Here is a 23,222-nt window from a genome sequence, read left to right on the forward strand (position 1 = left end):
TAATAGTACCCGCTATTTCCACGTAATCAAAAATAGAGACTAACGTGTGCAAACTTTTGCTGTTTTTTGCAAAAATAGGATACAACATCAGTAAAATAAGATATTTTAATGATAATTGTTAACAATATAAACTATTTGTTTAAAAAATCGTCATTTATCTAGTGATTTGATGAATAAAAGAATACAATAGACATGTGTAAGAGAATATCAGTAATTTGCTGAGTTTTTGGAGAACACAGCGATGAGTGATATTATTATTGTGGGAAAATGAATTAGTGTTTAACAAATGTCTAATTGGGGAATTACTCATTGATCGAAAATTTAATAGCAGTACGTAGGTAGTGGGGAACTCTTGGGTCGTTTATAACGATCCGTCATTAGGCTTATATTCTGGGGGAAAAGCCATGAAAACAACAATTGAAAAAGCGTACCATAAGATGCTTCAAGCGACTTCGGAGGAAAAGTACCGGATTAAATTATACAAAGCAGGTCGTCTGTGGCTTGCTGCGGGGATGACGACACTGGCATTTGGACTAGTTAGTATGACCAGTCCAGTTCAAGTGAGCGCTGATGATACGACACCAACTACTGCGACAGAGAGTAGTGAGTCGTCTTCAAGTATTCACAATTCTCAAGTAGTATTGGACAATACTGGTTCGAATAACACCAGTTCTGAAGATACTACTGCTGATCAGTCGAGCAGTGACGCAACGTCTACACCGCTGTCTGACAGTTCAAGTGAAATGACTACCAGTGGGGCGAGCCACGTAACCAAATCAGAAACAAGCAACACCGACAGCGATAATGTATCCCTAAATAACGATTCAAAAACAACGACAGACACCACGAAAACAGCGGTTGTGGATTCATCAAGTTCTAATGCGATATCAGAGTCTTCTGATAGTCAGAATAGTGCTGAATCGATGACGGTTGGAGATGTGACGACTGGCGTTAAAAGTGATGCTGTGAATTCTGGAACTGATTCTCATGATCTTAGCTCAACTCAGACCGTTCATGATAGTGTGAACACGATTGCCAGTCACTCCGATAACCAACCATCTGTGGAACTCAACAACGATAATGTGTCGACAGCTGTTAATGAAACTGATCTTGGTGTTACTAGCGAGACGACGATTGAATCAATTAAAGCAATTGCTGCTCAAGAGTACGCTGAGACTGGTGTGGCACAGCTTGTGACGGCTCAGTTGCCCACTACAGAAAGCACGGCTACAACTTCTACAACATTCGGAGTGACGGATCCAACATACCCTAAGTCGGCTGTGGTTGTTCAAGATAATGCGAACTTTAAGGGAAAAACTGATTACTATCTCTTTTATGAATTGCATTTGCTAGAATCGTCAAACGGATGGGTCGGAGGTGATTATGTGGCCTTTTCTGCAGATCGCAGCGACCCGACGTCGATATTGGTAACCGTGTTGCCGAACACTAGGGATAAAATTCTCGCTCAGTATTTACTTTCTGCTACCATGACGGTTGATCCGACAACTGGTCTGACTATTTATGAGTCTGGTGACACCTTGAGTTTAGTGACTCCCAATAGTAATACAGCCTTTAACGTCGTCACGAATGTTAATGGTAGTTTAAATGGAGAAACGGGGTCGACTGGGAGTGGGCTGGGTGTATTTAGTGATGACTCTACGTTCTTACCACAGGTTGTTAATCAAACTACTTCATACACATCTTCTACTGATGGCCAAATATTGGCGGATTCTCAAGAACAGTCGGGATTAACAGGACAGGCATATACAACTGCTGCTCCAGCCGATATTACAGGGTATACGTTGAAAACTTCAGGGACGAGTACCCTGAATCAGGAGGGTGATTTATCACCTTTTGTTGAAGGTAGTACATTCAGTAAGATTGTTTACTTCAATTCTGATTATGATGCAGACACTGAGGAAGGCATTACTGAGGATACAATCAATTATATTTTCGTTGATACAACTGGTACCGACCTGCCCGCTGGAACCGCAGTTGTTTATTACACTTATGGGTCTAATATTACTTCGAACATTCCAGAGAGTTGGGTTGCTGCCTCCGAAGCCAGTAAGGCTGCAGCCGAGTTGGAAGTACAATTACTGACTGATTCGACAGATTCACAGTTGGCTTCAGTTAGTGATGCTGAGAAGGCTGCGGCCAGTTCAACTGAGTTAGCTGCGCCGGCGTCGTCTGTTGTTGAGGGCAACAGTACCTCAGACTCAGCTACAACATCGGTATCGCTTGGTACGACTCAATTAACGTTAATTCAAAATCCAGATTTAATTGGGAAAGTCACCTCAGGATTTTTGGTCAAAAATCCATATATTGTGCCTCAGACGACACAAATATCTTATCTTTATGACCCAGATCCGGAAACTGTGACGGTGAATTATATAGATGACGAAAATAATACGATTGCAAAGTCAACTACTTTTACTGGGACCTACAATACATCCGTCACTATCCCTGACGAAAATTTGGAATATATTCCAGGGTATGTTGCTGATGATGATAATCAAACAACATATAAAGCGACAGCGCTTGACGGCAGTGATTCGGTTACACTGAGATACAAAATTAATACCGAGGAAGTCGGGTATGTCCAATTCGTCACAGCCGATGGGAATGTTATTGGGACAACGCAGATTACGGGAACGTACGGCAAAAATGTCGATAGTGATACGATTAGTCTCGTGGAGAAGGACTTCTTAAACAATTATGACTATCAGTTGGTGAATGGCGCGACCACGAATTTGCTGACGGATAAATTTCAAGATAATCCTGATCAGAGTACGACTGTTAATTTATTCACCGTCGAAGTGGAACAGCCGACAAGCAATGTGACGTATACAGTTAATTTTGTGAATTACAATGGTCAAACCATTGAATCTCTTACACAACAGCATGGTGCCCCTGGTGACACCATTGACTTAACAGCGCCTGCAGGTTACGTCTGGACACCCGGTACTGAAGGACAAATAGATTTGAAGGATGTCCCAAATGGTGTCTACACAGTTACAATCACCACACCAAAAGGTGCAGAAACAAGCAGCAACCCACAGTCATACGAAGGCGGCGTAGATTCGTTAGTCGAAGCCCCGCGGATTGAACAGATCACCGTCATTTACAAGGACTATACGGGCAAGGAGATCGGGACTGCCACAGTGGCCGATAAGATTGGCGATGATCCGACCGCCAAGATAGCCGCCACAGTGCCGGCTGGATATGTCCTCGCGCCTGGAGAGACGGATATTGAGCAGCCGAAAGACCCAAGCCAGCCAATCACGGTAACTGTGACGACACCGAAAAGTGCTGAAACAGTTGGAAATCCGCAGTTTGCAAGTACGGTTGATAACCCAACCTCCGTCACTGAAATGAGTGTTTACGACAACGCAATGACAAATACCTCAACAGCAATCGGAAATGATTTAGTCCCAACCCACGCAGGAACGTCAACCGATGTTTTAAACACTACAAGTGAGGCGGAAACTTCTAGCCAAGTGGTAAAGACATTTAATGAAGTAACCCCTTCTACAAGTGCTTCCAAAACAAGCGCGCACACGAATGCTTTTGGTGGCGGTACCGAGAGCATTACTGAAGTGAGTGAAAGTCAAAATGAGTTCACGAAAGTGTCACACAACGAGGGCATACAAACTTTTGCGTCATCTTCAACGCTGAACAATAAAGAATCTCAATCTAATAATTCGGCAACAAAGGAACAAAGGACGTTGCCGCAAACCAATGAATCGCAAAATACAGTGTGGGTAGCGGGCCTCATTAGTTTAGCAACCGCAATGATTGGCCTGATTGGTCTTAAAAAGCGGAAACATGAAAATAACTAATTGAACAGCTAGTCCTATAAGAAAGCACATTCGACATAATGGAATGTGCTTTTTGTTTTGTCTCACAAAAGACACCATAAAATCCAATAATAACCAATTGCTAGGCAGGGCACAAATGGCAGCTGACGCCGTTGCCAGACTTTAAATGCCATAATGGCTAGGCCGCTACCTATTAACACAGCTTGGCAAGTAAGTGTTGGACCGGCTAGAACACCATAAAGTAGCATGAGATCAAGGTCCGCTTCGCCCAGCCACTTGTTGAACACCGGCCATCTTTGGTAGCATAACCATACAATAAAAATGAGTAAATGCCAGATGGTAAAGAGGTTGTTGACCATTAAAAAAGCAGAGATGGTGAATGCCGTTGCGCCCAGAAGGTAATTAGGTACTGCTAATTCCCGCCAGTCACATAAACTCATTATTAATAGAAGAAACCCAATCAAAAGTAATAGCAAATCAGTTGAAGGTTCCCGATAATACAGTGCAACACAACCTCCCGCAACCTCGGCGAAGAGGCCGGCGAGCGGGATTTTGTTTCGGCAATGCCGGCATTTTCCTTGTAACACTAAGTAGGATACCAGCGGCACGAGCTCAAACCATGCCAGTCGGTTGCCGCAATAATCACAGTGGGATGGTTCGGTTGTCAGCGTGGCAGCCCTTAGTCCGCGAATGGCAATCACCTGGCAAAACGAACCGATCACGCTCCCAATTGTGAATAACACCAAATATTTTGTCATCATATTGTCCTCCTGTGGATAACTACGTGGAAAACTCGGCAATAGTTTGCGTGTTACCCGTTGACATTGACCTTTCATGCGTGGTATTCTTTTAAAGGTGCTTTTTGTAGACCGGTTTCTGCTCAGGCAGACATGCTGACGGAAAACATAGCACGAAAATATGTCAGCATCAGGCTTTTCTTTTTACCCAAAAATGAACCGCCTGGATGTGTGGACTTAAATTAAGAAGAAGACTAAGGAAGGGAGGACTCTTAGATGCCTACAATTAACCAATTGGTTCGTAAAGGTCGTAAATCTAGAAGTTCTAAATCAAATGCCCCAGCTTTGAACTATGGGTATAACAGTTACAAGAAGAAGCAAGTTAACAACCCAGCACCTCAAAAACGTGGTGTTGCAACTCGTGTTGGTACCATGACGCCAAAGAAGCCTAACTCTGCTTTGCGTAAGTACGCGCGTGTTCGTTTGTCTAACTTAATTGAAGTTACAGCTTACATTCCTGGTATTGGCCATAACCTGCAAGAACATAGTGTTGTGCTTATCCGTGGGGGCCGTGTAAAGGATTTACCTGGGGTTCGTTATCACATTATCCGTGGTGCCCTGGATACTGCCGGTGTTGAAGACCGTCGTCAAGGTCGTTCAAAGTACGGTACCAAGAAGCCTAAGAACTAAAACGAATTTTAAGTTGAGCAAGGAGGATATTAAGTAATGCCAAGAAAAGGAAACGTACAAAAGCGTGAAGTCCTTCCTGATCCAATCTACAACTCAAAGATGGTTACACGTTTGATCAACCACTTGATGTTAGATGGTAAGCGAGGCACTGCATCACAGATTCTTTATGGTGCCTTTGATGTGATCAAGGAAGAAACAGGTAACGATCCTGTTGAAGTATTTGATGAAGCAATGAAGAACGTTATGCCAGTGTTGGAAGTTAAGGCTCGTCGTGTTGGTGGTTCTAACTACCAAGTACCAATCGAAGTTCGTCCCGATCGTCGGACTACTTTAGGTCTTCGCTGGATCGTTAACTATTCACGTTCTCGTGGTGAACACACGATGACTGAACGGTTAGCACGTGAAATCATGGATGCTGCTAACAATACCGGTGCATCAGTTAAGAAACGTGAAGACACGCACAGAATGGCCGATGCCAACCGTGCTTTTGCTCACTACCGCTGGTAATAAGCAAACAAGTTCTCTGTCAGCTGCTTGACGGTTGCGTAACCTGCGAGGGTCATTAACCCAAAAGAGTTGATAGTGAAAGTATGGGATGGCTAAAATAGACCTTATTTTTAGCCATCTCATTTTTTGTCGAGATAGAATACAGTTATTAAACTGAGAGGAGTTACAGATTAAACATGGCTAATACACGAGCTTTTCCACTTGAAAAGACGCGGAATATCGGGATCATGGCACATATTGATGCCGGTAAGACGACTACGACTGAGCGGATTCTGTATTACACTGGTAAAATTCACAAAATTGGTGAAACCCATGATGGTGCTTCACAAATGGACTGGATGGAACAAGAACAAGAACGTGGGATCACGATTACTTCTGCCGCTACTACTGCGGAATGGAAGAAGCATCGGATCAACATCATCGATACCCCAGGACACGTGGACTTCACTGTTGAAGTTGAACGTTCTCTTCGTGTGTTAGATGGTGCCATTGCGGTCTTGGATGCCCAAGCAGGGGTTGAACCTCAAACCGAAACTGTTTGGCGTCAAGCTTCAGACTACGATGTTCCCCGTATCGTGTTCGTTAACAAAATGGACAAGATCGGTGCCGACTTTGATTACTCTGTTCAGACTATCAAGGATCGTCTCCAAGCAAACGCACTTGCAGTTCAAATGCCAATTGGTGCTGAAGACAACTTCCAAGGGGTTATCGACTTGCTTGAAATGAAAGCCGATATCTACGATGAAGATGAATTAGGTTCTGAATGGGACACTGTTGACGTGCCTGACGAATACAAAGAAGAAGCTCAAAAGCGTCGTGACGCCATGATTGAAGAAATTGCTGACGTTGATGATGACATTATGGAAAAGTACCTTGAAGGCGAAGAAATCTCAATCGCTGAATTAAAGGCTGCTATCCGTAAAGCTACTTTGAACCTTGAATTATTCCCAGTTCTTGCCGGTTCTGCTTTCAAGAACAAGGGTGTTCAAATGTTGATGGATGCTACTGTTGACTACTTACCATCACCACTTGATGTTAAGCCATACAACGCTACGAACCCTGATACTGGTGAAAAGATTGAATTGCGTGCCAACGATGACGCAAGTTTTGCCGCTTTGGCCTTCAAGATTGCCACCGACCCATTCGTTGGTCGTTTGACATTTATCCGGGTATACCAAGGAACCCTGGAATCTGGTTCATACGTTTTGAACGCAACTAAGGGCAAACGTGAACGTGTTGGTCGTTTGCTGCAAATGCATTCAAATCACCGTCAAGAAATCCCAGAAGTCTTTTCTGGAGATATTGCCGCTGCTATTGGTTTGAAGAACACCACTACTGGTGACTCTTTGACCGATGTTGATCACCCACTTCACTTGGAATCAATGGAATTCCCTGACCCAGTTATTCAGGTTGCCGTTGAACCTAAGACCAAGGCTGACCAAGATAAGATGAACACTGCTTTACAAAAGCTTTCTGAAGAAGATCCTACTTTCAAGGCTGAAACGAACCCTGAAACTGGTGAAACTTTGATTGCTGGGATGGGTGAATTGCATTTGGACATCATCATCGACCGGATGAAGCGTGAATTCCACGTTGAAGCCACTGTTGGTGCCCCACAAGTTGCCTACCGTGAAGCCTTCACCAAGCAAACTTCTGCTCAAGGTAAGTTTGTTCGTCAATCTGGTGGTAAAGGACAATATGGTGATGTTTGGATCGAATTCACCCCTAACGAAGAAGGTAAGGGCTTTGAATTCGAAGACGCCATTGTTGGTGGGGTTGTTCCTCGTGAATACATCCCTTCAGTTGAACAAGGTTTGAAAGAATCATTGGCAAACGGTGTTCTTGCCGGTTACCCATTGATCGACTTAAAAGCCAAGTTATACGATGGTAGTTACCATGAAGTCGATTCTAGTGAAGCTGCCTTCAAGGTTGCTGCTTCTATCGCTTTACGTAACGCTGCTAAGACTGCCGCACCTGTTATCTTGGAACCAATCATGAAGGTTGAAATTGTTGTCCCTGAAGAATACATGGGTGACATCATGGGCCAAGTAACCGCTCGTCGTGGTCGTGTTGATGGTATGGAAGCACGTGGGAATGCACAATTGATCCACTCATTCGTACCATTGTCAGAAATGTTTGGTTATGCTACGACACTTCGTTCAGCATCACAAGGACGTGGTACTTTCACCATGACCTTTGATCACTACGAGGCTGTTCCTAAGTCTATCCAAGCAGAAATTATTAAGAAGAACGGCGGCACTCCTGCTGCTGAATAAGCTTGATGTTTTAAAAGCATCGTCCATCTGGGCGGTGTTTTTTTGTTCTAATTTTTTTGCATTAAACAGCGTGTTTGAGCCACAAAACGAAAGTCTTCGCGGTTAAGCAAAATGGGTCAGAATACAGCGTTTTTAGTGTGACTTCAAAATGACTCAAAATTGACTAGAGAGATGAATCAACGTTCCAAGGTGAGCAAGCCTTCACTTTTTACAGGACACATAACTTTGGTGAGTGAGAAGCTCTGGTAAGCTTTATAAGCAAGGTTCATTTGATGCGAAGTCGTTATAAAGAAAGTCTGCTAACGTTGATCTGAGGGGATTTTTTAGACTATAGAAGTGACATTTCGGAGATATTTCTACTATTATAATGTACTTGCAAAGAAGAAATGTTGGCACGACCCCCATAATGATTGGTAGCTAAAAGAGTCAAAATCGTTTACGGATTCTAAAAAAACAAATTATGACAAAGAATTTTGTCAAAAGGGGTGCAATCACGGCCGATTTCATGTATCATATACTGGTCTGTGAATGTTAAGTATCAAAATAGTGGCACAATGCATCGGTAAGTTTTGAAAAAAGCAACAGCCGTGGCGGAAGTTTCTTTGATGAATTTTGAAGAAACCCTTGTCATGACGGCATTTATTTAGTATTATAGACAATGTGCTGAATTCCAAGGGGCTTTTGCGGCCTTATTGTGGCTTCAGCACCGAAGAGCAATGATGTGGAAGGCTGCGACACACCCGGCCGCTTTGCCACGGGGTGTGGCGGTAATTTCTACGGAGTTAGTCTTATTTTCAAAATAGACGAAGGAGGGAATCCAATGGCAAAACAAAAAATTCGTATCCGTTTGAAGGCTTACGAGCACCGTATCCTAGATCAATCAGCAGAAAAGATCGTTGAAACTGCAAAGCGTACAGGCGCTGAAATTTCAGGTCCTATTCCGTTACCTACGGAACGCACAGTTTACACGGTGCTTCGTTCACCACATAAGTTCAAGAAGTCTCGTGAACAATTCGAAATGCGGACTCACAAACGGTTAATCGATATCGTAAACCCAACGCCAAAGACAGTTGACTCATTAATGAAGCTCGACTTGCCTTCAGGTGTGGACATCGAAATCAAATTATAATCATAAATCACAGCAAAATTAATACATTATATCGGAGGTGTACTCATGACCAGAAAAGGAATCTTAGGTAAAAAAGTCGGTATGACGCAAGTTTTCACTGAAAACGGTGAATTAATTCCAGTTACTGTAGTTGAAACCACTCCTAACGTTGTCTTACAAGTTAAGACCGTTGAGAACGATGGTTACGACGCTGTTCAATTGGGTTATGATGACAAGCGCGACGTTTTAAGCAACAAACCAGCTAAAGGTCATGCAGCAAAAGCAAATACGACTCCTAAGCGCTTCATTCGTGAAATCAGAGATGTTGAGCTAGGAGATTACAAGGTATCAGACGAAGTTAAGGCAGATATCTTTGAACCAGGTAATTATGTTGATGTTACCGGTACGACAAAGGGTCATGGTTACCAAGGTAACGTTCACAAGGATGGCCAATCACGTGGACCAGAAACCCATGGGTCTCGTTATCACCGTCGTCCAGGTTCATTGGGTGCCATCATTAACCGTGTCTTCCCAGGTAAGAAATTACCAGGACGCATGGGTAACAAGACGGTTACCATTTTGAACCTGCAAATCGTTAAAGCTGACACAGAAAACAATGTTTTGTTGATCAAAGGGAACGTTCCTGGCGCCAACAAGTCATTCGTTGAAATCAAGAGTGCCGTTCGCGCACCAAAGAAATAAGGAAGGAGGAAACGTAAATGACTAGTGTTACATTATATAAACAAGACGGTAGCCAAAACGGCGACGTTACTTTAAACGATGCCATCTTTGCTATCGAACCAAACGACAACGTTGTGTTTGATACTGTTTTGATGCAACGCGCTTCACTCCGTCAAGGTACTCATGCGGTTAAAAACCGTAGTGCAGTTCGCGGCGGTGGTAAGAAGCCATGGCGTCAAAAGGGTACTGGCCGTGCTCGTCAAGGTTCTATCCGTTCACCACAATGGGTTGGCGGTGGTACCGTATTCGGCCCAACACCTCGTTCATACAGTTATCACTTACCAAAGAAAGTTACGCGCTTAGCATTGAAGTCCGTACTTTCACAAAAAGTGCTTGATAACAACTTGGTTGCAGTTGACGCATTGAGCTTCGATGCACCTAAGACTAAAGACTTTGCAAGCGCATTGGCTAGTTTGAACGTTTCAACTAAAACATTAGTGGTACTTGAGGAAGGTAACGAAAAGGCTGCTTTAGCCGCTCGTAACTTAGATAACGTTACCGTTATTGATGCAAAGGGGATCAACGTCCTTGATGTCATCAACAGCGATAAGCTGGTTATTACTAAGTCCGCTCTTTCTCAGATCGAGGAGGTGCTCGCATAATGGAAGCACGTGATATCATTTTACGCCCAGTCATTACTGAAGCATCAACTGCCTTGTTGGATGACAAGCGCTATACGTTTGATGTGGATGTTCGTGCCACAAAGACTCAGGTTAAAAAAGCTGTCGAAGAAATCTTTGGCGTGAAGGTTGTTAAAGTTAACATCATGAACGTTAAGGGTAAGTTAAAGCGTCAGGGTCGTTACGAAGGTTACACTAAGAAGCGTCGTAAGGCTATCGTTACCCTGTCTGCTGATTCAGAAGAAATCAAGTTATTCGGCGAAGAATAACAATCTATTAAATAGGAGGGAATTCACGTGGCGATTAAAGTATATAAACCAACAAGCAATGGTCGGCGTAATATGACTAGTTTGGATTACAGTCAAGTAATCACTAAGACCACTCCAGAAAAGTCATTATTAGAATCTAAAAGCCATACCGCAGGACGTAACAATTACGGTCACAAGACCGTTCGTCACCGTGGTGGTGGTAACAAGACAAAGTATCGCGTGATCGACTTTAAGCGTAACAAGGATGACAAGTCCGCAACGGTTAAAGCTATCGAATATGATCCAAACCGTACTGCTAACATTGCATTGTTGGTATACGAGGATGGTATCAAAACCTACATTTTAGCACCTAAGGGTTTAAAGGTTGGCGACAAGGTTCAATCTGGCCCAGATGCTGATATCAAGGTAGGTAACGCCTTACCACTTCAAAACATCCCAGTTGGGACAACCATTCATAACATTGAATTAAAGCCAGGTAAGGGTGGCCAATTGGTCCGTTCAGCCGGTGCTTCAGCTCAATTGTTAGGTAAGGAAGGCAAGTACGCCTTAGTACGTTTGACTTCTGGTGAAGTTCGGATGATCTTGGCTGTTAACCGTGCCTCAATCGGTACTGTTGGTAACGAAGAACACGAACTGATCAACGTTGGTAAAGCTGGTCGTAACCGTTGGGTCGGCAAACGTCCACAATCTCGTGGGTCTGTTATGAACCCTAACGATCACCCTCATGGTGGTGGTGAAGGTAAAGCTCCTATCGGTCGTCCATCACCATTATCACCATGGGGTAAGAAGACTGCTGGTAAGAAGACACGTTCTACCAAAGCTCGTTCAAACAAGTTTATTGTTCGTCGTAAGGGCAGAAAGTAATCAACTTAGCGCATAAGTAATCTCACTCGTAAGGAGGGTAATCTAATGGGTCGTAGTTTAAAAAAAGGACCATTCGCAGATGCACATCTTTTGAAGAAGATCGATGCTCAAAAAGATCAAGATAAGAAGACTGTCATCAAGACATGGTCTCGTCGTTCAACAATTTTCCCAAGCTTCATCGGATATACGATTGCCGTTTATGACGGTCGTAAGAACGTTCCTGTATTTATCCAGGAAGATATGGTTGGTCACAAGTTAGGTGAATTTGTACCAACTCGTACTTTCCGTGGTCATTCAGGCGACGATAAGAAGACAGGAACTGCATAAGGAGGATTAACAAATGGCTGAACAAGTTACATCAGCAAAGGCAACTGCGAAAACAGTTCGTGTTGCCGCACGTAAGGTCCGCCTTGTCATTGATCTGATCAGAGGCAAAAGCGTGGCCGAAGCGATTGCTATCTTGAAGTTCACCCCTCGTGGTGCTTCACCAATCGTTGAAAAAGTATTGATGTCTGCTATTGCAAACGCTGAAAACAACTTCGATTTAGATCGTAGTGATTTGGTTGTAAGCGAAGCTTTCGTCAACGAAGGACCAACCCTTAAGCGGTTCCGTCCTCGTGCCAAAGGTTCTGCTTCACCAATCAACAAGCGGACAAGTCACATTACAGTAGTCGTATCTGAAAAATAGGAGGGATAGAGCGTGGGTCAAAAGATTAATCCTACCGGGTTACGTGTCGGAATCATTCGCGACTGGGAAGCCAAGTGGTATGCAGAAAAAGATTTTGCAGCTTACTTAGGTGAAGACCTTAAAATCCGGAAATATATCGAAAAACGCCTTGCCGATGCCTCAGTATCTACAGTTGAAATTGAACGTGCCGCTAACCGCGTTAACGTTTCAATTCATACTGCAAAGCCTGGTATGGTCATTGGTAAGGGTGGTTCTGAAGTTGAAAACTTGCGTAAGGAATTAAACAACCTTACTGGCAAGCGTGTACACATCAACATCATCGAAATCAAAAAGCCTGACTTAGACGCAAAATTAGTCGGCGAAAACATTGCCCGTCAACTTGAAGGCCGTGTTGCATTCCGTCGTGCTATGCGTCAATCAATGCAACGTACAATGCGTTCTGGCGCCAAGGGTATCAAAACCCAAGTTGCCGGTCGTTTGAACGGTGCTGATATGAGTCGTGTTGAAGCCTACTCAGATGGGACAGTGCCTTTGCACACATTGCGTGCAGACATTGACTACGCCTGGGTTGAAGCACACACAACTTACGGTTCATTAGGTGTTAAGACTTGGATCTATCGTGGTGAAGTTTTGCCAGACAAGCCTAACACTAACAGAAATACTAACAAAGGAGGGAAATAATCATGCTAGTACCTAAGCGGGTAAAGCACCGTCGTGAGCACCGTGGTAAGTTACGTGGTGCCGCTAAAGGCGGTAAGTCAGTTGCTTTTGGCGACTACGGTCTCCAAGCTTTGGATTCAAGTTGGATCAGTAACCGACAAATTGAAGCAGCTCGTGTTGCCATGACACGTTATATGAAACGTGGTGGGAAAGTTTGGATTAAAATTTTCCCTCACAAATCCTACACTGAAAAAGGTGTTGGGGTACGTATGGGTAATGGTAAAGGTGCACCTGCAGGTTGGGTTGCACCAGTTAAGCGCGAAAAGGTCTTGTTCGAAGTTGGTGGCGTTTCTGAAGAAGTTGCGCACGAAGCTTTACGTTTGGCATCTACTAAGCTGCCAATCCGGACTAAGGTCATCGCACGCGAGGAAGTAGGTGGCGAATCAAATGAAGGCTAACGAAATTAAAGCATTAACCACTGCTGAAATGCTCGAAAAAGAAAAAGGCTACAAGGATGAATTGTTCAACCTTCGTTTCCAATTGGCTACTGGTCAACTGGAGAACACTGCTCGATTGAAGCAGGTTCGCAAGGATATTGCACGCATCAAAACAGTTCTCCGTGAACAAGAATTAGAAAACAAGTAAGAATACGATAAAGGAGGTTTAATACATGGCTGAAGCACGTAATGCTCGTAAAACGTATCGTGGTCGTGTCGTTTCAGACAAGATGGACAAGACCATTACCGTAGCGGTTGAAACTACTAAGAATCATCCGGTTTATGGTAAGCGGATCAAGTACACTAAGAAGTACAAGGCACATGATGAAAACAACGAAGCCAAACAGGGTGATGTTGTAGAAATTATGGAGACTCGTCCATTATCAAAAACTGTTCGTTTCCGCTTACTCAATGTGGTTGAAAAGGCAGTTATTATCTAGTTTCGACATTTTATCGTATTCTGTTTTACTTACAGTGAAAGGAGGACACTAACGGTGATCCAACAAGAATCTCGTTTAAAAGTCGCTGATAACTCTGGTGCCCGTGAAATTTTAACTATTAAAGTCCTGGGCGGTTCAAAGCGTCGTTATGCAGGTATTGGTGACGTTATTGTTGCTACTGTTAAACAAGCAACACCAGGTGGCGTTGTCAAAAAAGGTGACGTTGTTAAAGCAGTTGTTGTTCGTACTACTTCTCGTGTTCGTCGGGCCGATGGTTCATACATCAAGTTTGATGAAAATGCTGCGGTCTTGATCCGTGACGACAAGAGTCCACAAGGTACTCATATTTTCGGACCTGTTGCGCGTGAATTGCGTGACAATGATTATATGAAGATTGTTTCTCTTGCACCAGAAGTGCTCTAATCGTTCGAAAATAAGGAGGTGCCAAACAGGATGTTCATTAAAACTGGTGATAAAGTTCGTGTGATCAGTGGTAAGGATAAGGGCAAGGAAGGTACTGTCAAGAAGACGCTTAGTGCTAAGAACCGTGTTGTCGTCGAAGGCGTTAACATGATCAAAAAGCACCAAAAAGCTTCACAGACCAACCCCCAAGGCGGCATTATTGATATTGAAGCACCTATTCAAGTATCAAACGTTATGCTGCTAGATCCTTCTACGAACCAACCTACCCGTGTTGGTTTCCGCGAAGAAGATGGCAAGAAGGTTCGTTTCGCTAAAAAGAGCGGCGAAACCATCGACAAATAGTCTACGGAAGGAGGCAAATTTTACTAATGGCAGATCGTTTAAAAGAAAGATATACTAAAGAAATTGTGCCATCAATGATTGAAAAGTTTAACTACTCTTCAATCATGCAAGCACCAAAGCTTGACAAGATCGTTTTGAACATGGGTGTCGGTGACGCCGTTTCAAACGCTAAAAACTTGGATGAAGCAGTTGAAGAATTAGGGTTGATTGCTGGTCAAAAACCATTGATTACCAAGGCTAAGAAATCAATCGCCGCTTTCCGTTTACGTGAAGGTAACGCAATCGGCGCTAAGGTCACACTTCGTGGCGACCGTATGTATGAATTCTTGGACAAGTTGATCAATGTTTCATTACCACGTGTTCGTGATTTCCATGGTATCAGCTCCCGTGCCTTTGATGGCCGTGGTAACTATACCCTTGGTGTTCGTGAACAATTGATCTTCCCAGAAATTGACTTTGATAATGTTAACCGTGTCCGTGGTTTGGATATCGTTCTCGTTACCACTGCTGAATCAGATGAAGAATCACGCGAGTTGTTAACACAACTTGGCATGCCATTTACTAAGTAAGGAGGTACTATTGTGGCTAAAAAATCATTAGTTGTTAAGAGTCAACGCCCAGCTAAGTACTCGACGCAAAATTATACCCGTTGCGAACGTTGTGGACGTCCACATTCAGTTTATCGGAAATTCCACTTATGCCGTCTTTGCTTACGGGAACTTGCTCACAAGGGCCAAATTCCTGGCATGAAGAAAGCTAGCTGGTAATATATCACTACAAAGGAGGATAAACGTTAATGTCCATGACTGACCCAATTGCAGACTTCCTAACTCGGATTCGTAACGCCAACATGGTTTATCACGAATCATTAGAAGTACCTGCATCTAAGATGAAGCGCGACATCGCTGAAATTTTGAAGCGTGAAGGTTTCATTCGCGACGTTGAATATATTGAAGACAACAAGCAAGGCATTATTCGTGTATTCCTGAAGTATGGCCGTGACAAACAACGTGTCATTTCAGGTTTAAAGCGGATTTCAAAGCCAGGTTTGCGTAGTTACGTTAAAGCCGATGCTGTTCCTAAGGTTCTTAATGGCTTAGGTATTGCTATTATCTCAACTTCTGACGGTGTTGTTACCGATAAAGAAGCTCGGGAAAAGAAAATCGGTGGCGAAGTTCTCGCCTACGTTTGGTAATTATTAAGTAAGTAAGGAGGTGCGCATTAAATGAGTCGTATTGGTTATAAGACAGTTACTATCCCTGATGGCGTTGATGTTAAACGCGACGGTAACGAAGTAACAGTAAAGGGTCCTAAAGGGACTATTACTCGGACCTTCTCACCAATCATCACGATGGATGTTAAGGATGGCGAAGTTAACTTTGATCGTCCTGATAGCAACAACAAGACCCGTGCTTTGCATGGTACTACTCGAGCTAACTTCAACAACATGGTTGAAGGTGTTACTAAAGGCTTTGGCAAGACCTTGAAGCTGGTCGGTGTTGGTTATCGTGCCCAATTAAAGGGTAAGTTGATCTTGAGCGTTGGTTATTCCAACCCTGTTGAAATGGACGTTCCTTCAAGCTTGAAGGTTGAAGTTCCTGACAACAACACCATCATCATTTCCGGTATCAGCAAGCAAGAAGTTGGTGACTTCGCAGCTGAAATCCGTGCCGTTCGTTCACCTGAACCATACAAGGGTAAAGGTATTCGTTACGAAAATGAACACATCAGCCTTAAAGAAGGTAAAACCGGTAAGTAATGCCGCCTAAGCGCATTAACAATAATTAAAGAGGTGACTATTTTGATTTCGAAACCAGATAAGAACAAGACACGCCAAAAGCGTCATTTACGTGTCCGTAACAAAATCTCTGGTACTGCTGAGTGCCCACGCTTAAATGTATTCCGTTCCAACAAGAACATCTACGCTCAAATTATTGATGACGTAGCGGGTGTGACGCTGGTCAGTGCCTCGACATTAGATAGTGAAGTAGCTGCAGGTAACAAGTCCGACCAAGCTAAAGCAGTTGGCGAATTAGTTGCTAAACGTGCTTCCGAAAAGAAAATTGTCAATGTTGTTTTTGATCGTGGCGGTTACTTATACCACGGACGGGTTCAAGCTTTAGCTGAAGCAGCTCGCGAAAACGGCTTAAACTTTTAAGAGAAGGAGGAATAACCACTAATGGCAAAGTTTATCGATCCTGAAAAGCTGGATCTTGAAGACAACGTTGTAGCAATCAACCGGATCACCAAAGTTGTAAAGGGTGGCCGTCGTCTTCGTTTTGCAGCACTTGTTGTAGTCGGTGATCATCACGGTCACGTTGGTTTTGGTACTGGTAAGGCACAAGAAGTCCCAGAAGCTATTCGTAAGGCCGTTGAAGCCGCAAATAAGAACTTAATTGAAGTTCCTATCGTTGGTACAACAATTCCTCATGAAGTTCTTGGTACGTTTGGCGGCGGCAAAATCATGCTGAAGCCTGCTACTGAAGGTTCTGGGGTTGCTGCCGGTGGTGCCGTTCGTGCCGTCATGGAATTGGCTGGTATTGACGATGTCACTAGTAAGCGTCTTGGTTCTGACACACCAATCAACTCAATTCGTGCCACTTTTGAAGGCTTAAAGGCTTTGAAGAAGGCAGAAACTGTAGCTGACTTACGTGGTGTCTCAGTTCAACACTTAGCTGAATAGGAGGATCTCAACATGGCTGATTTAAAAATCACTTTGATTCACAGTGCAGCTCACCGTTTGCCTAAGCAACGTAAAATTGTTAAGGCTTTGGGCTTGGGTCGCGTGAATAGCTCTGTTGTTCATCCTGACAACGACGCTACTCGTGGTGCACTTTTCCAAATTGCACACTTGATCAAAGTTGAAGAAGTTAAATAATAAAATTTAAAATAAGGAGGTGCCTTCTTTCATGAAGTTGAACGAATTACAAGCAGCTGAAGGTTCACGTGTCTTGCGTACTCGTAAAGGTCGCGGCCGTTCTGCTGGTAACGGTAAAACATCTGGTCGTGGTCAAAAGGGCCAAAAGGCTCGAAGCAAGACCCGTCTTGGTTTCGAAGGTGGCCAAATGCCACTGTACCGTCGGATTCCTAAACGCGGTTTTACCAACATCAACCGTAAGGAATACGCTCTGGTCAATTTATCTACCCTAAACGATCGTTTCGATGATGGTGCTGAGATCAACCCAGCTACTTTAGTTGAAGCCGGCATCGTTAAGAATGAAAAAGACGGTATCAAGATTCTTGGTAACGGCAAAATTTCAAAGAAGCTTACTGTTCAGGCTAACAAGTTTTCTGCTAGCGCAACGGCAGCTATCGAAGCAGCAGGCGGTAAAACCGAGGTGATTTAATGCTTTCTACCATGAAAAACGCGTTCAAAGTTAAAGATATTCGGAATAAGATTTTCTTTACACTGTTTGTTTTGGTAGTCTTTCGTATTGGGTCCTACATTACGGTGCCTGGGGTTAATGCAAAAGCCTTACAAAGCGTTGCGTCTTCTGGATTAGTTAGCATTTTAAACATGTTTAGCGGTGGCGGATTAACAAACTACTCCATCTTTGCGATGGGGGTTTCGCCATACATTACTGCTCAAATCGTGATCCAACTTCTACAAATGGACATTGTGCCACGATATGTAGAATGGAGTAAGCAAGGGGAAGTCGGTCGGCGAAAGCTGAACCAACATACGCGATATTTGACCATCATTTTGGCGTTTGTCCAATCTGTTGGGATTACCGCAGGATTCAACACACTAAGCAGTTTGAACTTGGTGAATAATCCGGGTCCTAAGACCTACATTATGATTGGGATTATTTTAACCGGCGGTACCATGCTTACCACTTGGATGGGTGATATGATTACTGACCACGGGTTAGGTAACGGGGTCTCAATGATCATCTTTGCTGGGATTATTGCTCGAATTCCAACTGGTATTTATCAAATGTACACGACTTATTTCGTGGATGTTTCAAAGTCAAGTTGGTGGAAGAGCGGGTTATTCTCGCTTGCCATTTTGATTCTTGTGTTAGTCATTGTTGTCTTTGTGACATGGGTTAACCAAGCTGATCGAAAGATTCCAATTCAATACACACGCCGAGTTTCAGGTGACCCTGATAGTAGTTATCTACCATTAAAGGTCAACGTTGCTGGTGTTATCCCAGTTATTTTCGCTAGTTCATTTATTGCAACGCCGCAAACCATTTTGATGGCGTTCTCTAATAACCATTCTGAAGATACTTGGTATCAAGTGTTGTCCAACATTTTCAGTATGCAGACAACTGGTGGGATCACCCTCTACACGATTTTAATTATTTTGTTCACGTTCTTCTATGCCTTTGTTCAGGTTAATCCTGAAAAGTTATCGGAGAACTTACAAAAACAGGGTAGTTACATTCCAGGAGTTTGGCCTGGACATGAAACCCAGGTTTACGTTTCTAACTTACTCATGCGTTTGAGTACAGTGGGTGCATTATTCTTAGGATTCGTTGCTTTGATTCCGTTAGTTGCCCAAAACGTTTGGAATCTGGATGAATCAATTGGACTTGGTGGTACTAGCTTACTTATCGTGGTTGGTGTCGCAATTCAAACGATTCAACAGATTGAAGGATTAATGATGAAACGACATTATGTCGGCTTCATCCAAGATCCACGTCCAGCTGAATGAGACAAGTAATGGTGTGGTGATTTGATCAGCACACCATTATGTCTTTATTGGCTGGTAGGTCGCAAGGAGGTAATGACATGTCAATGGATTTAATTTTAATGGGCTTGCCTGGCGCTGGTAAGGGAACACAAGCACAAAAAATTGTCGAAGAATTTCCGATTCCGCATATCTCAACTGGCGATATTTTCCGTGATGCCATGAAAAATGAAACCAAGATGGGACTTGAGGCAAAGAAATACATCGATAAGGGTGACTTAGTTCCGGATTCTGTAACAAACGGAATTGTCCGTGATCGTTTAGCTCAAGACGATGTTGCTAAAGGGTACATGCTGGATGGCTTTCCACGTACCATTGATCAAGCTCAAGCACTGGACACATTTGGTGCCGAACTTGATCGTGCGGTTGATGCCGTAATCAACATTCACGTTGAACCCGCTGTTCTGATTGAACGACTTTCTGGTCGCTACATTTGTCAAAACTGCGGCGCAACTTATCACAAGATCTACAACCCGACGAAGGTTCCTGGGACTTGTGATGTGTGCGGCGGTCATGACTTCTTCCAACGCGAAGACGACAAACCCGAAACAGTTAAGAATCGGCTTGAAGTGAACGTCAAGATGAACACGCCGCTTGTTGACTTCTATCAACAAAAAGGTGTGCTCCACACAGTTGATGGTGATCGTGATATCGATGCCGTTTACAAAGACATTCAGGCCATCTTGACAACATTGGCATAACCCAAAACCCTCTTAGATTGGATTTACTTGCTTCCAACGGTGCTGTATGGTAAACTAACTCAGGTTGGCCTCAGTTTTTTTGGGGCGAGATCCGGTCACGATGTCCATAGTCGAATATCTGTTCAGGGAGGTAGTTTCGTGGCAAAAGATGTCATCGAAGTTGAAGGAAAAGTAACCGAAACATTACCTAATGCAATGTTTCGCGTTGAACTAGAAAACGGTCATGAAATTTTGGCACACGTTTCGGGTAAAATTCGGATGCATTACATTCGGATTCTGCCTGGCGACCGTGTGACAGTTGAAATGTCACCGTATGATTTGACTAAGGGGCGGATTACGTATCGGTTCAAGTAACCGGTATGTGTTTTGTTCTGTACACAGTCATTTTTTAGGAGGTTAATTGCAATGAAAGTAAGACCATCTGTTAAAAAGATGTGTGACCACTGTAAAGTGATCAAGCGTAAGGGTCGGGTTATGGTTATTTGCTCTGCCAACCCTAAGCACAAACAACGTCAAGGTAAATAATTTAAAATAATTGGAGGTGCAACTAAATGGCTCGTATTGCCGGAGTTGACTTGCCACGTGACAAGCGTATTGTCATTGGCTTAACTTATATTTTCGGAATTGGTAACACTACTGCCCAAAAAATCATCGCTGATACCGGCGTTTCTCCAGACGTTCGCGTCCGCGATTTAACACCAGACGACGAAGATAAAATTCGTGCAGCCGTAGATAACTACAAAGTTGAAGGGGATCTTCGTCGTGAAGTAACGATGAACATCAAGAACCTTCAAGAAATCGGTTCATACCGTGGTATGCGTCACCGTCGTGGTTTGCCTGTTCGTGGCCAACACACGAAGAACAACGCCCGTACTCGTAAGGGTAAAGCCGTATCAATCGCCGGACGTAAGAAGTAATTAATTTATAAAAGGAGGTAATGACGTTTTATGGCAACTAGAAAAACTTCGCGCAAACGCCGCGTAAAGAAGAATATTGAGTCTGGTGTTGCTCACATTCACTCAACATTTAATAACACTTTAGTCATGATTACTGACATGCAAGGAAACGCTATTTCTTGGTCATCAGCTGGTTCTCTTGGTTTTAAAGGTAGTCGTAAGAGCACACCATTTGCTGCACAAATGGCTGCTGAAGCTGCTGCTAAAGCCTCAATGGAACATGGTATGAAGACTGTTGAAGTCGCTGTTAAAGGCCCAGGTTCTGGCCGTGAAGCCGCAATCCGTGCTTTACAAGCTACTGGTCTTGAAGTCTCAGCTATTCGAGACGTTACACCAGTTCCTCATAATGGTTCTCGTCCTCCGAAGCGCCGTCGTGTATAGTTCATCTCGGTTGAGTGGACACACGAGACTGAATGATGGGACTTATTATCATGGCACAACGCGTTTTGAAAGGGGTAAAAGATAAGAATGATCGAATTCGAAAAGCCTAACATTCACAAAATTGAAGAAAGCGACGATTATGGTAAGTTTGTCGTTGAACCGCTCGAACGGGGTTATGGAACAACGTTGGGTAATTCATTACGACGAATTTTACTCTCTTCGTTACCTGGTGCTGCTGTCACTAGTATTCAGATCGATGGCGTTTTACATGAATTCTCAACTATCGAGGGTGTTGTGGAAGACGTTACTCAGATCATTTTGAACACTAAGAAAATTTCATTAAAACTTGAAGGTCCTGACGACGAAATCGAATCGATGGAAATCGACGTTAAGGGTCCAGCTCAAGTTACAGCTGGTGACATCACTGCTGATAGTGATGTGACAGTTTTGAATCCTGACCTTTACATCGCAACTGTCGCAGAAGGTGCTACTTTCCATATGCGAATGACAGCAAATAAAGGTCGCGGCTATGTTTCAGCAGATCGGAACAAAGCCAAGGAAGACATGCCAATTGGCGTCCTGCCTATTGACTCTATTTATACCCCAATCGAACGTGTTAATTATCAGGTTGAAAACACGCGAGTTGGCCAAAGAGACGATTATGATAAGCTAACTTTGGATGTTTGGACTGATAGTTCAATTACGCCAAGTGAGTCAATCAGTTTGGCAGCCAAAATCTTGACGGAACATTTAGCTATGTTTGTTGACTTAACTGACGAAGCTAAGAACGCTGAGATCATGGTTGAAAAGGAAGAGACTCATAAAGAAAAGATGCTGGAAATGACAATTGAGGAACTGGACCTTTCTGTTCGTTCTTACAACTGTTTGAAGCGTGCTGGAATCAACACGGTTCAAGAATTGACCAACAAGACTGAAGCCGATATGATGAAGGTTCGTAATTTGGGCCGGAAGTCACTGGAAGAAGTTAAATCAAAACTTTCTGATCTTGGACTTTCACTTCGTAAAGAAGATTAATTTTAAAAAGGAGGGTATCTACTAATGAGTTACCGTAAATTGCAACGAACTAGTTCACAACGTCGTGCTTTGCTTCGCGATTTAACCACTGAATTATTGGTTCATGGCCAAATCAAGACTACTGAAGCGCGGGCCAAAGAAGTACGTTCAACTACCGACAAGATGATTACATTAGGTAAGCGCGGCGACTTGCACGCCCGTCGTCAAGCCGCAGCCTTTCTTCGCGATGTAGTTGCTGATGTTAAGGAAGATGGGGACAACGTCCAAATCTCTACTGCATTACAAAAACTATTCAGCGAAGTTGCACCTAAGTATGCTGACCGTAACGGTGGTTACACCCGTATTTTGAAGACCATGCCTCGTCGTGGGGATGGCGCTCAAATGGTCATTTTACAGTTGGTCGACTAGTAACACATTTTAATCAGTAATCGTGACCGAACAATCTATTGCGAGGTCGCAATAGAATCACACCTGACATAAGGTATAAAGCGTTATGATGATGACATGTTTCAAGTCTAGCTTGAATGCGGCATAGCCGTGCACCTTTTGTTGGGGTGATTTTTTTGTGCACAGATTGTCATTAATTGTGGACGGTTCAAAGCTGGCGGTGGTCTCTATGATCATGGCCAGTTTTTACATAGAAGAGGCGATTCCTAGTGCGGACAACAAATGAGTCATTTGTTCATGCAGATGGCTGGACTGCCTACGTTTAATGGGCTCTTTGTCAACTGGTATTGGTGGAGAGTTTTGAAACGTATTTGACTTTATGT

The 23,222-nt window shown here is 43.5% G+C and carries 34 protein-coding genes; 33 read left to right on the forward strand and 1 reads right to left on the reverse strand.

The window, feature by feature from the left end; genetic code table 11:
• The first annotated feature begins 404 nt into the window (after window positions 1–404).
• Window positions 405–3,842 (forward strand): MucBP domain-containing protein, encoded by a 3,438-nt coding sequence (locus tag FC82_RS15435; RefSeq protein WP_056997445.1) that lies wholly within the window; start codon window positions 405–407, stop codon window positions 3,840–3,842.
• 62 nt (window positions 3,843–3,904) lie between these two features.
• On the opposite strand, the gene FC82_RS15440 is transcribed toward FC82_RS15435, so the two are convergent.
• Window positions 3,905–4,579, reverse strand: coding sequence for a prepilin peptidase (locus FC82_RS15440; RefSeq protein WP_056997446.1), 675 nt, complete (start codon window positions 4,577–4,579; stop codon window positions 3,905–3,907).
• A gap of 255 nt (window positions 4,580–4,834) precedes the next feature.
• On the opposite strand from FC82_RS15440, the gene rpsL reads away from it, so the two are divergent.
• The 32 genes from rpsL to rplQ all read left to right on the forward strand — a co-directional run bounded on the left by rpsL (window position 4,835) and on the right by rplQ (window position 22,860).
• Window positions 4,835–5,248, forward strand: a complete 414-nt coding sequence (gene rpsL, locus FC82_RS15445; protein WP_054761518.1) for a 30S ribosomal protein S12 — start codon at window positions 4,835–4,837, stop codon at window positions 5,246–5,248.
• Window positions 5,249–5,284: 36 nt separating this feature from the next.
• The gene (rpsG, locus tag FC82_RS15450) at window positions 5,285–5,755 is read left to right on the forward strand and encodes a 30S ribosomal protein S7 (protein ID WP_054761517.1); all 471 of its coding nucleotides are present in this window, start codon (window positions 5,285–5,287) and stop codon (window positions 5,753–5,755) included.
• A 176-nt stretch (window positions 5,756–5,931) separates the two neighbouring features.
• The gene (gene fusA / locus FC82_RS15455) at window positions 5,932–8,031 is read left to right on the forward strand and encodes an elongation factor G (RefSeq protein ID WP_054761515.1); all 2,100 of its coding nucleotides are present in this window, start codon (window positions 5,932–5,934) and stop codon (window positions 8,029–8,031) included.
• An 820-nt stretch (window positions 8,032–8,851) separates the two neighbouring features.
• A complete protein-coding gene (rpsJ, locus tag FC82_RS15460; RefSeq protein ID WP_054761514.1) occupies window positions 8,852–9,160 on the forward strand; it encodes a 30S ribosomal protein S10 in 309 nt (102 codons plus the stop codon).
• Between the two features lie 45 nt (window positions 9,161–9,205).
• Window positions 9,206–9,841: a 50S ribosomal protein L3 gene (rplC, locus tag FC82_RS15465; protein WP_056997447.1), complete on the forward strand. Its 636-nt coding sequence runs from the start codon at window positions 9,206–9,208 to the stop codon at window positions 9,839–9,841.
• A 17-nt stretch (window positions 9,842–9,858) separates the two neighbouring features.
• Window positions 9,859–10,482, forward strand: a complete 624-nt coding sequence (gene rplD, locus FC82_RS15470; RefSeq protein WP_054761511.1) for a 50S ribosomal protein L4 — start codon at window positions 9,859–9,861, stop codon at window positions 10,480–10,482.
• Window positions 10,482–10,769 carry a 50S ribosomal protein L23 gene (gene rplW, locus FC82_RS15475; protein WP_056997448.1) on the forward strand — a complete coding sequence of 96 codons (288 nt, stop codon included), beginning with the start codon at window positions 10,482–10,484 and terminating at the stop codon, window positions 10,767–10,769. Before rplD ends, rplW begins: the two co-directional genes overlap by 1 nt.
• A gap of 27 nt (window positions 10,770–10,796) precedes the next feature.
• Window positions 10,797–11,633, forward strand: coding sequence for a 50S ribosomal protein L2 (gene rplB / locus FC82_RS15480; protein ID WP_056997449.1), 837 nt, complete (start codon window positions 10,797–10,799; stop codon window positions 11,631–11,633).
• A gap of 45 nt (window positions 11,634–11,678) precedes the next feature.
• Complete coding sequence (gene rpsS, locus FC82_RS15485; protein WP_054761507.1) at window positions 11,679–11,960, forward strand: 30S ribosomal protein S19; 282 nt, start codon at window positions 11,679–11,681, stop codon at window positions 11,958–11,960.
• A gap of 13 nt (window positions 11,961–11,973) precedes the next feature.
• Window positions 11,974–12,321 (forward strand): 50S ribosomal protein L22, encoded by a 348-nt coding sequence (gene rplV / locus FC82_RS15490; protein WP_054761505.1) that lies wholly within the window; start codon window positions 11,974–11,976, stop codon window positions 12,319–12,321.
• Window positions 12,322–12,333: 12 nt separating this feature from the next.
• Window positions 12,334–13,002, forward strand: a complete 669-nt coding sequence (gene rpsC, locus FC82_RS15495) for a 30S ribosomal protein S3 (RefSeq protein ID WP_054761503.1) — start codon at window positions 12,334–12,336, stop codon at window positions 13,000–13,002.
• Between the two features lie 2 nt (window positions 13,003–13,004).
• A complete protein-coding gene (gene rplP / locus FC82_RS15500) occupies window positions 13,005–13,439 on the forward strand; it encodes a 50S ribosomal protein L16 (protein ID WP_054761501.1) in 435 nt (144 codons plus the stop codon).
• A complete protein-coding gene (rpmC, locus tag FC82_RS15505) occupies window positions 13,429–13,626 on the forward strand; it encodes a 50S ribosomal protein L29 (protein ID WP_054709127.1) in 198 nt (65 codons plus the stop codon). Before rplP ends, rpmC begins: the two co-directional genes overlap by 11 nt.
• Before the next feature lie 25 nt (window positions 13,627–13,651).
• Window positions 13,652–13,918 carry a 30S ribosomal protein S17 gene (gene rpsQ / locus FC82_RS15510; RefSeq protein WP_054761499.1) on the forward strand — a complete coding sequence of 89 codons (267 nt, stop codon included), beginning with the start codon at window positions 13,652–13,654 and terminating at the stop codon, window positions 13,916–13,918.
• A gap of 54 nt (window positions 13,919–13,972) precedes the next feature.
• Window positions 13,973–14,341, forward strand: coding sequence for a 50S ribosomal protein L14 (gene rplN, locus FC82_RS15515; RefSeq protein ID WP_054761497.1), 369 nt, complete (start codon window positions 13,973–13,975; stop codon window positions 14,339–14,341).
• 30 nt (window positions 14,342–14,371) lie between these two features.
• Entirely contained in the window at window positions 14,372–14,683 is a 312-nt protein-coding gene (gene rplX / locus FC82_RS15520) for a 50S ribosomal protein L24 (protein ID WP_054761495.1), read from the forward strand.
• 26 nt (window positions 14,684–14,709) lie between these two features.
• Complete coding sequence (rplE, locus tag FC82_RS15525; RefSeq protein WP_054761493.1) at window positions 14,710–15,252, forward strand: 50S ribosomal protein L5; 543 nt, start codon at window positions 14,710–14,712, stop codon at window positions 15,250–15,252.
• 12 nt (window positions 15,253–15,264) lie between these two features.
• Entirely contained in the window at window positions 15,265–15,450 is a 186-nt protein-coding gene (locus FC82_RS16625; RefSeq protein ID WP_082409188.1) for a type Z 30S ribosomal protein S14, read from the forward strand.
• Between the two features lie 29 nt (window positions 15,451–15,479).
• The gene (rpsH, locus tag FC82_RS15530; protein ID WP_054761491.1) at window positions 15,480–15,878 is read left to right on the forward strand and encodes a 30S ribosomal protein S8; all 399 of its coding nucleotides are present in this window, start codon (window positions 15,480–15,482) and stop codon (window positions 15,876–15,878) included.
• A 30-nt stretch (window positions 15,879–15,908) separates the two neighbouring features.
• On the forward strand, window positions 15,909–16,442 hold the full coding sequence (gene rplF / locus FC82_RS15535; protein WP_054761489.1) for a 50S ribosomal protein L6: 534 nt from the start codon (window positions 15,909–15,911) through the stop codon (window positions 16,440–16,442).
• Between the two features lie 42 nt (window positions 16,443–16,484).
• The gene (gene rplR / locus FC82_RS15540) at window positions 16,485–16,841 is read left to right on the forward strand and encodes a 50S ribosomal protein L18 (RefSeq protein WP_082620402.1); all 357 of its coding nucleotides are present in this window, start codon (window positions 16,485–16,487) and stop codon (window positions 16,839–16,841) included.
• 21 nt (window positions 16,842–16,862) lie between these two features.
• Window positions 16,863–17,366 (forward strand): 30S ribosomal protein S5, encoded by a 504-nt coding sequence (gene rpsE / locus FC82_RS15545; RefSeq protein WP_054761485.1) that lies wholly within the window; start codon window positions 16,863–16,865, stop codon window positions 17,364–17,366.
• 12 nt (window positions 17,367–17,378) lie between these two features.
• On the forward strand, window positions 17,379–17,561 hold the full coding sequence (rpmD, locus tag FC82_RS15550; RefSeq protein ID WP_054709099.1) for a 50S ribosomal protein L30: 183 nt from the start codon (window positions 17,379–17,381) through the stop codon (window positions 17,559–17,561).
• Window positions 17,562–17,592: 31 nt separating this feature from the next.
• Window positions 17,593–18,030 (forward strand): 50S ribosomal protein L15, encoded by a 438-nt coding sequence (rplO, locus tag FC82_RS15555; protein WP_054761483.1) that lies wholly within the window; start codon window positions 17,593–17,595, stop codon window positions 18,028–18,030.
• A complete protein-coding gene (secY, locus tag FC82_RS15560) occupies window positions 18,030–19,343 on the forward strand; it encodes a preprotein translocase subunit SecY (protein WP_054761481.1) in 1,314 nt (437 codons plus the stop codon). Before rplO ends, secY begins: the two co-directional genes overlap by 1 nt.
• A 77-nt stretch (window positions 19,344–19,420) precedes the next feature.
• On the forward strand, window positions 19,421–20,080 hold the full coding sequence (locus FC82_RS15565) for an adenylate kinase (RefSeq protein WP_056997450.1): 660 nt from the start codon (window positions 19,421–19,423) through the stop codon (window positions 20,078–20,080).
• 138 nt (window positions 20,081–20,218) lie between these two features.
• Window positions 20,219–20,434, forward strand: a complete 216-nt coding sequence (gene infA / locus FC82_RS15570; protein WP_010619611.1) for a translation initiation factor IF-1 — start codon at window positions 20,219–20,221, stop codon at window positions 20,432–20,434.
• A 51-nt stretch (window positions 20,435–20,485) separates the two neighbouring features.
• Entirely contained in the window at window positions 20,486–20,605 is a 120-nt protein-coding gene (rpmJ, locus tag FC82_RS15575; RefSeq protein WP_054709090.1) for a 50S ribosomal protein L36, read from the forward strand.
• 26 nt (window positions 20,606–20,631) lie between these two features.
• Window positions 20,632–20,997 carry a 30S ribosomal protein S13 gene (rpsM, locus tag FC82_RS15580; RefSeq protein WP_056997451.1) on the forward strand — a complete coding sequence of 122 codons (366 nt, stop codon included), beginning with the start codon at window positions 20,632–20,634 and terminating at the stop codon, window positions 20,995–20,997.
• Between the two features lie 30 nt (window positions 20,998–21,027).
• Window positions 21,028–21,417: a 30S ribosomal protein S11 gene (rpsK, locus tag FC82_RS15585; RefSeq protein ID WP_054709082.1), complete on the forward strand. Its 390-nt coding sequence runs from the start codon at window positions 21,028–21,030 to the stop codon at window positions 21,415–21,417.
• Window positions 21,418–21,504: 87 nt separating this feature from the next.
• Window positions 21,505–22,452 (forward strand): DNA-directed RNA polymerase subunit alpha, encoded by a 948-nt coding sequence (locus FC82_RS15590; protein ID WP_054761478.1) that lies wholly within the window; start codon window positions 21,505–21,507, stop codon window positions 22,450–22,452.
• A gap of 24 nt (window positions 22,453–22,476) precedes the next feature.
• On the forward strand, window positions 22,477–22,860 hold the full coding sequence (gene rplQ, locus FC82_RS15595) for a 50S ribosomal protein L17 (protein WP_054709076.1): 384 nt from the start codon (window positions 22,477–22,479) through the stop codon (window positions 22,858–22,860).
• Window positions 22,861–23,222 lie beyond the last annotated feature (362 nt).

Source organism: Secundilactobacillus collinoides DSM 20515 = JCM 1123, assembly GCF_001435975.1.
GTDB lineage: Bacteria > Bacillota > Bacilli > Lactobacillales > Lactobacillaceae > Secundilactobacillus > Secundilactobacillus collinoides.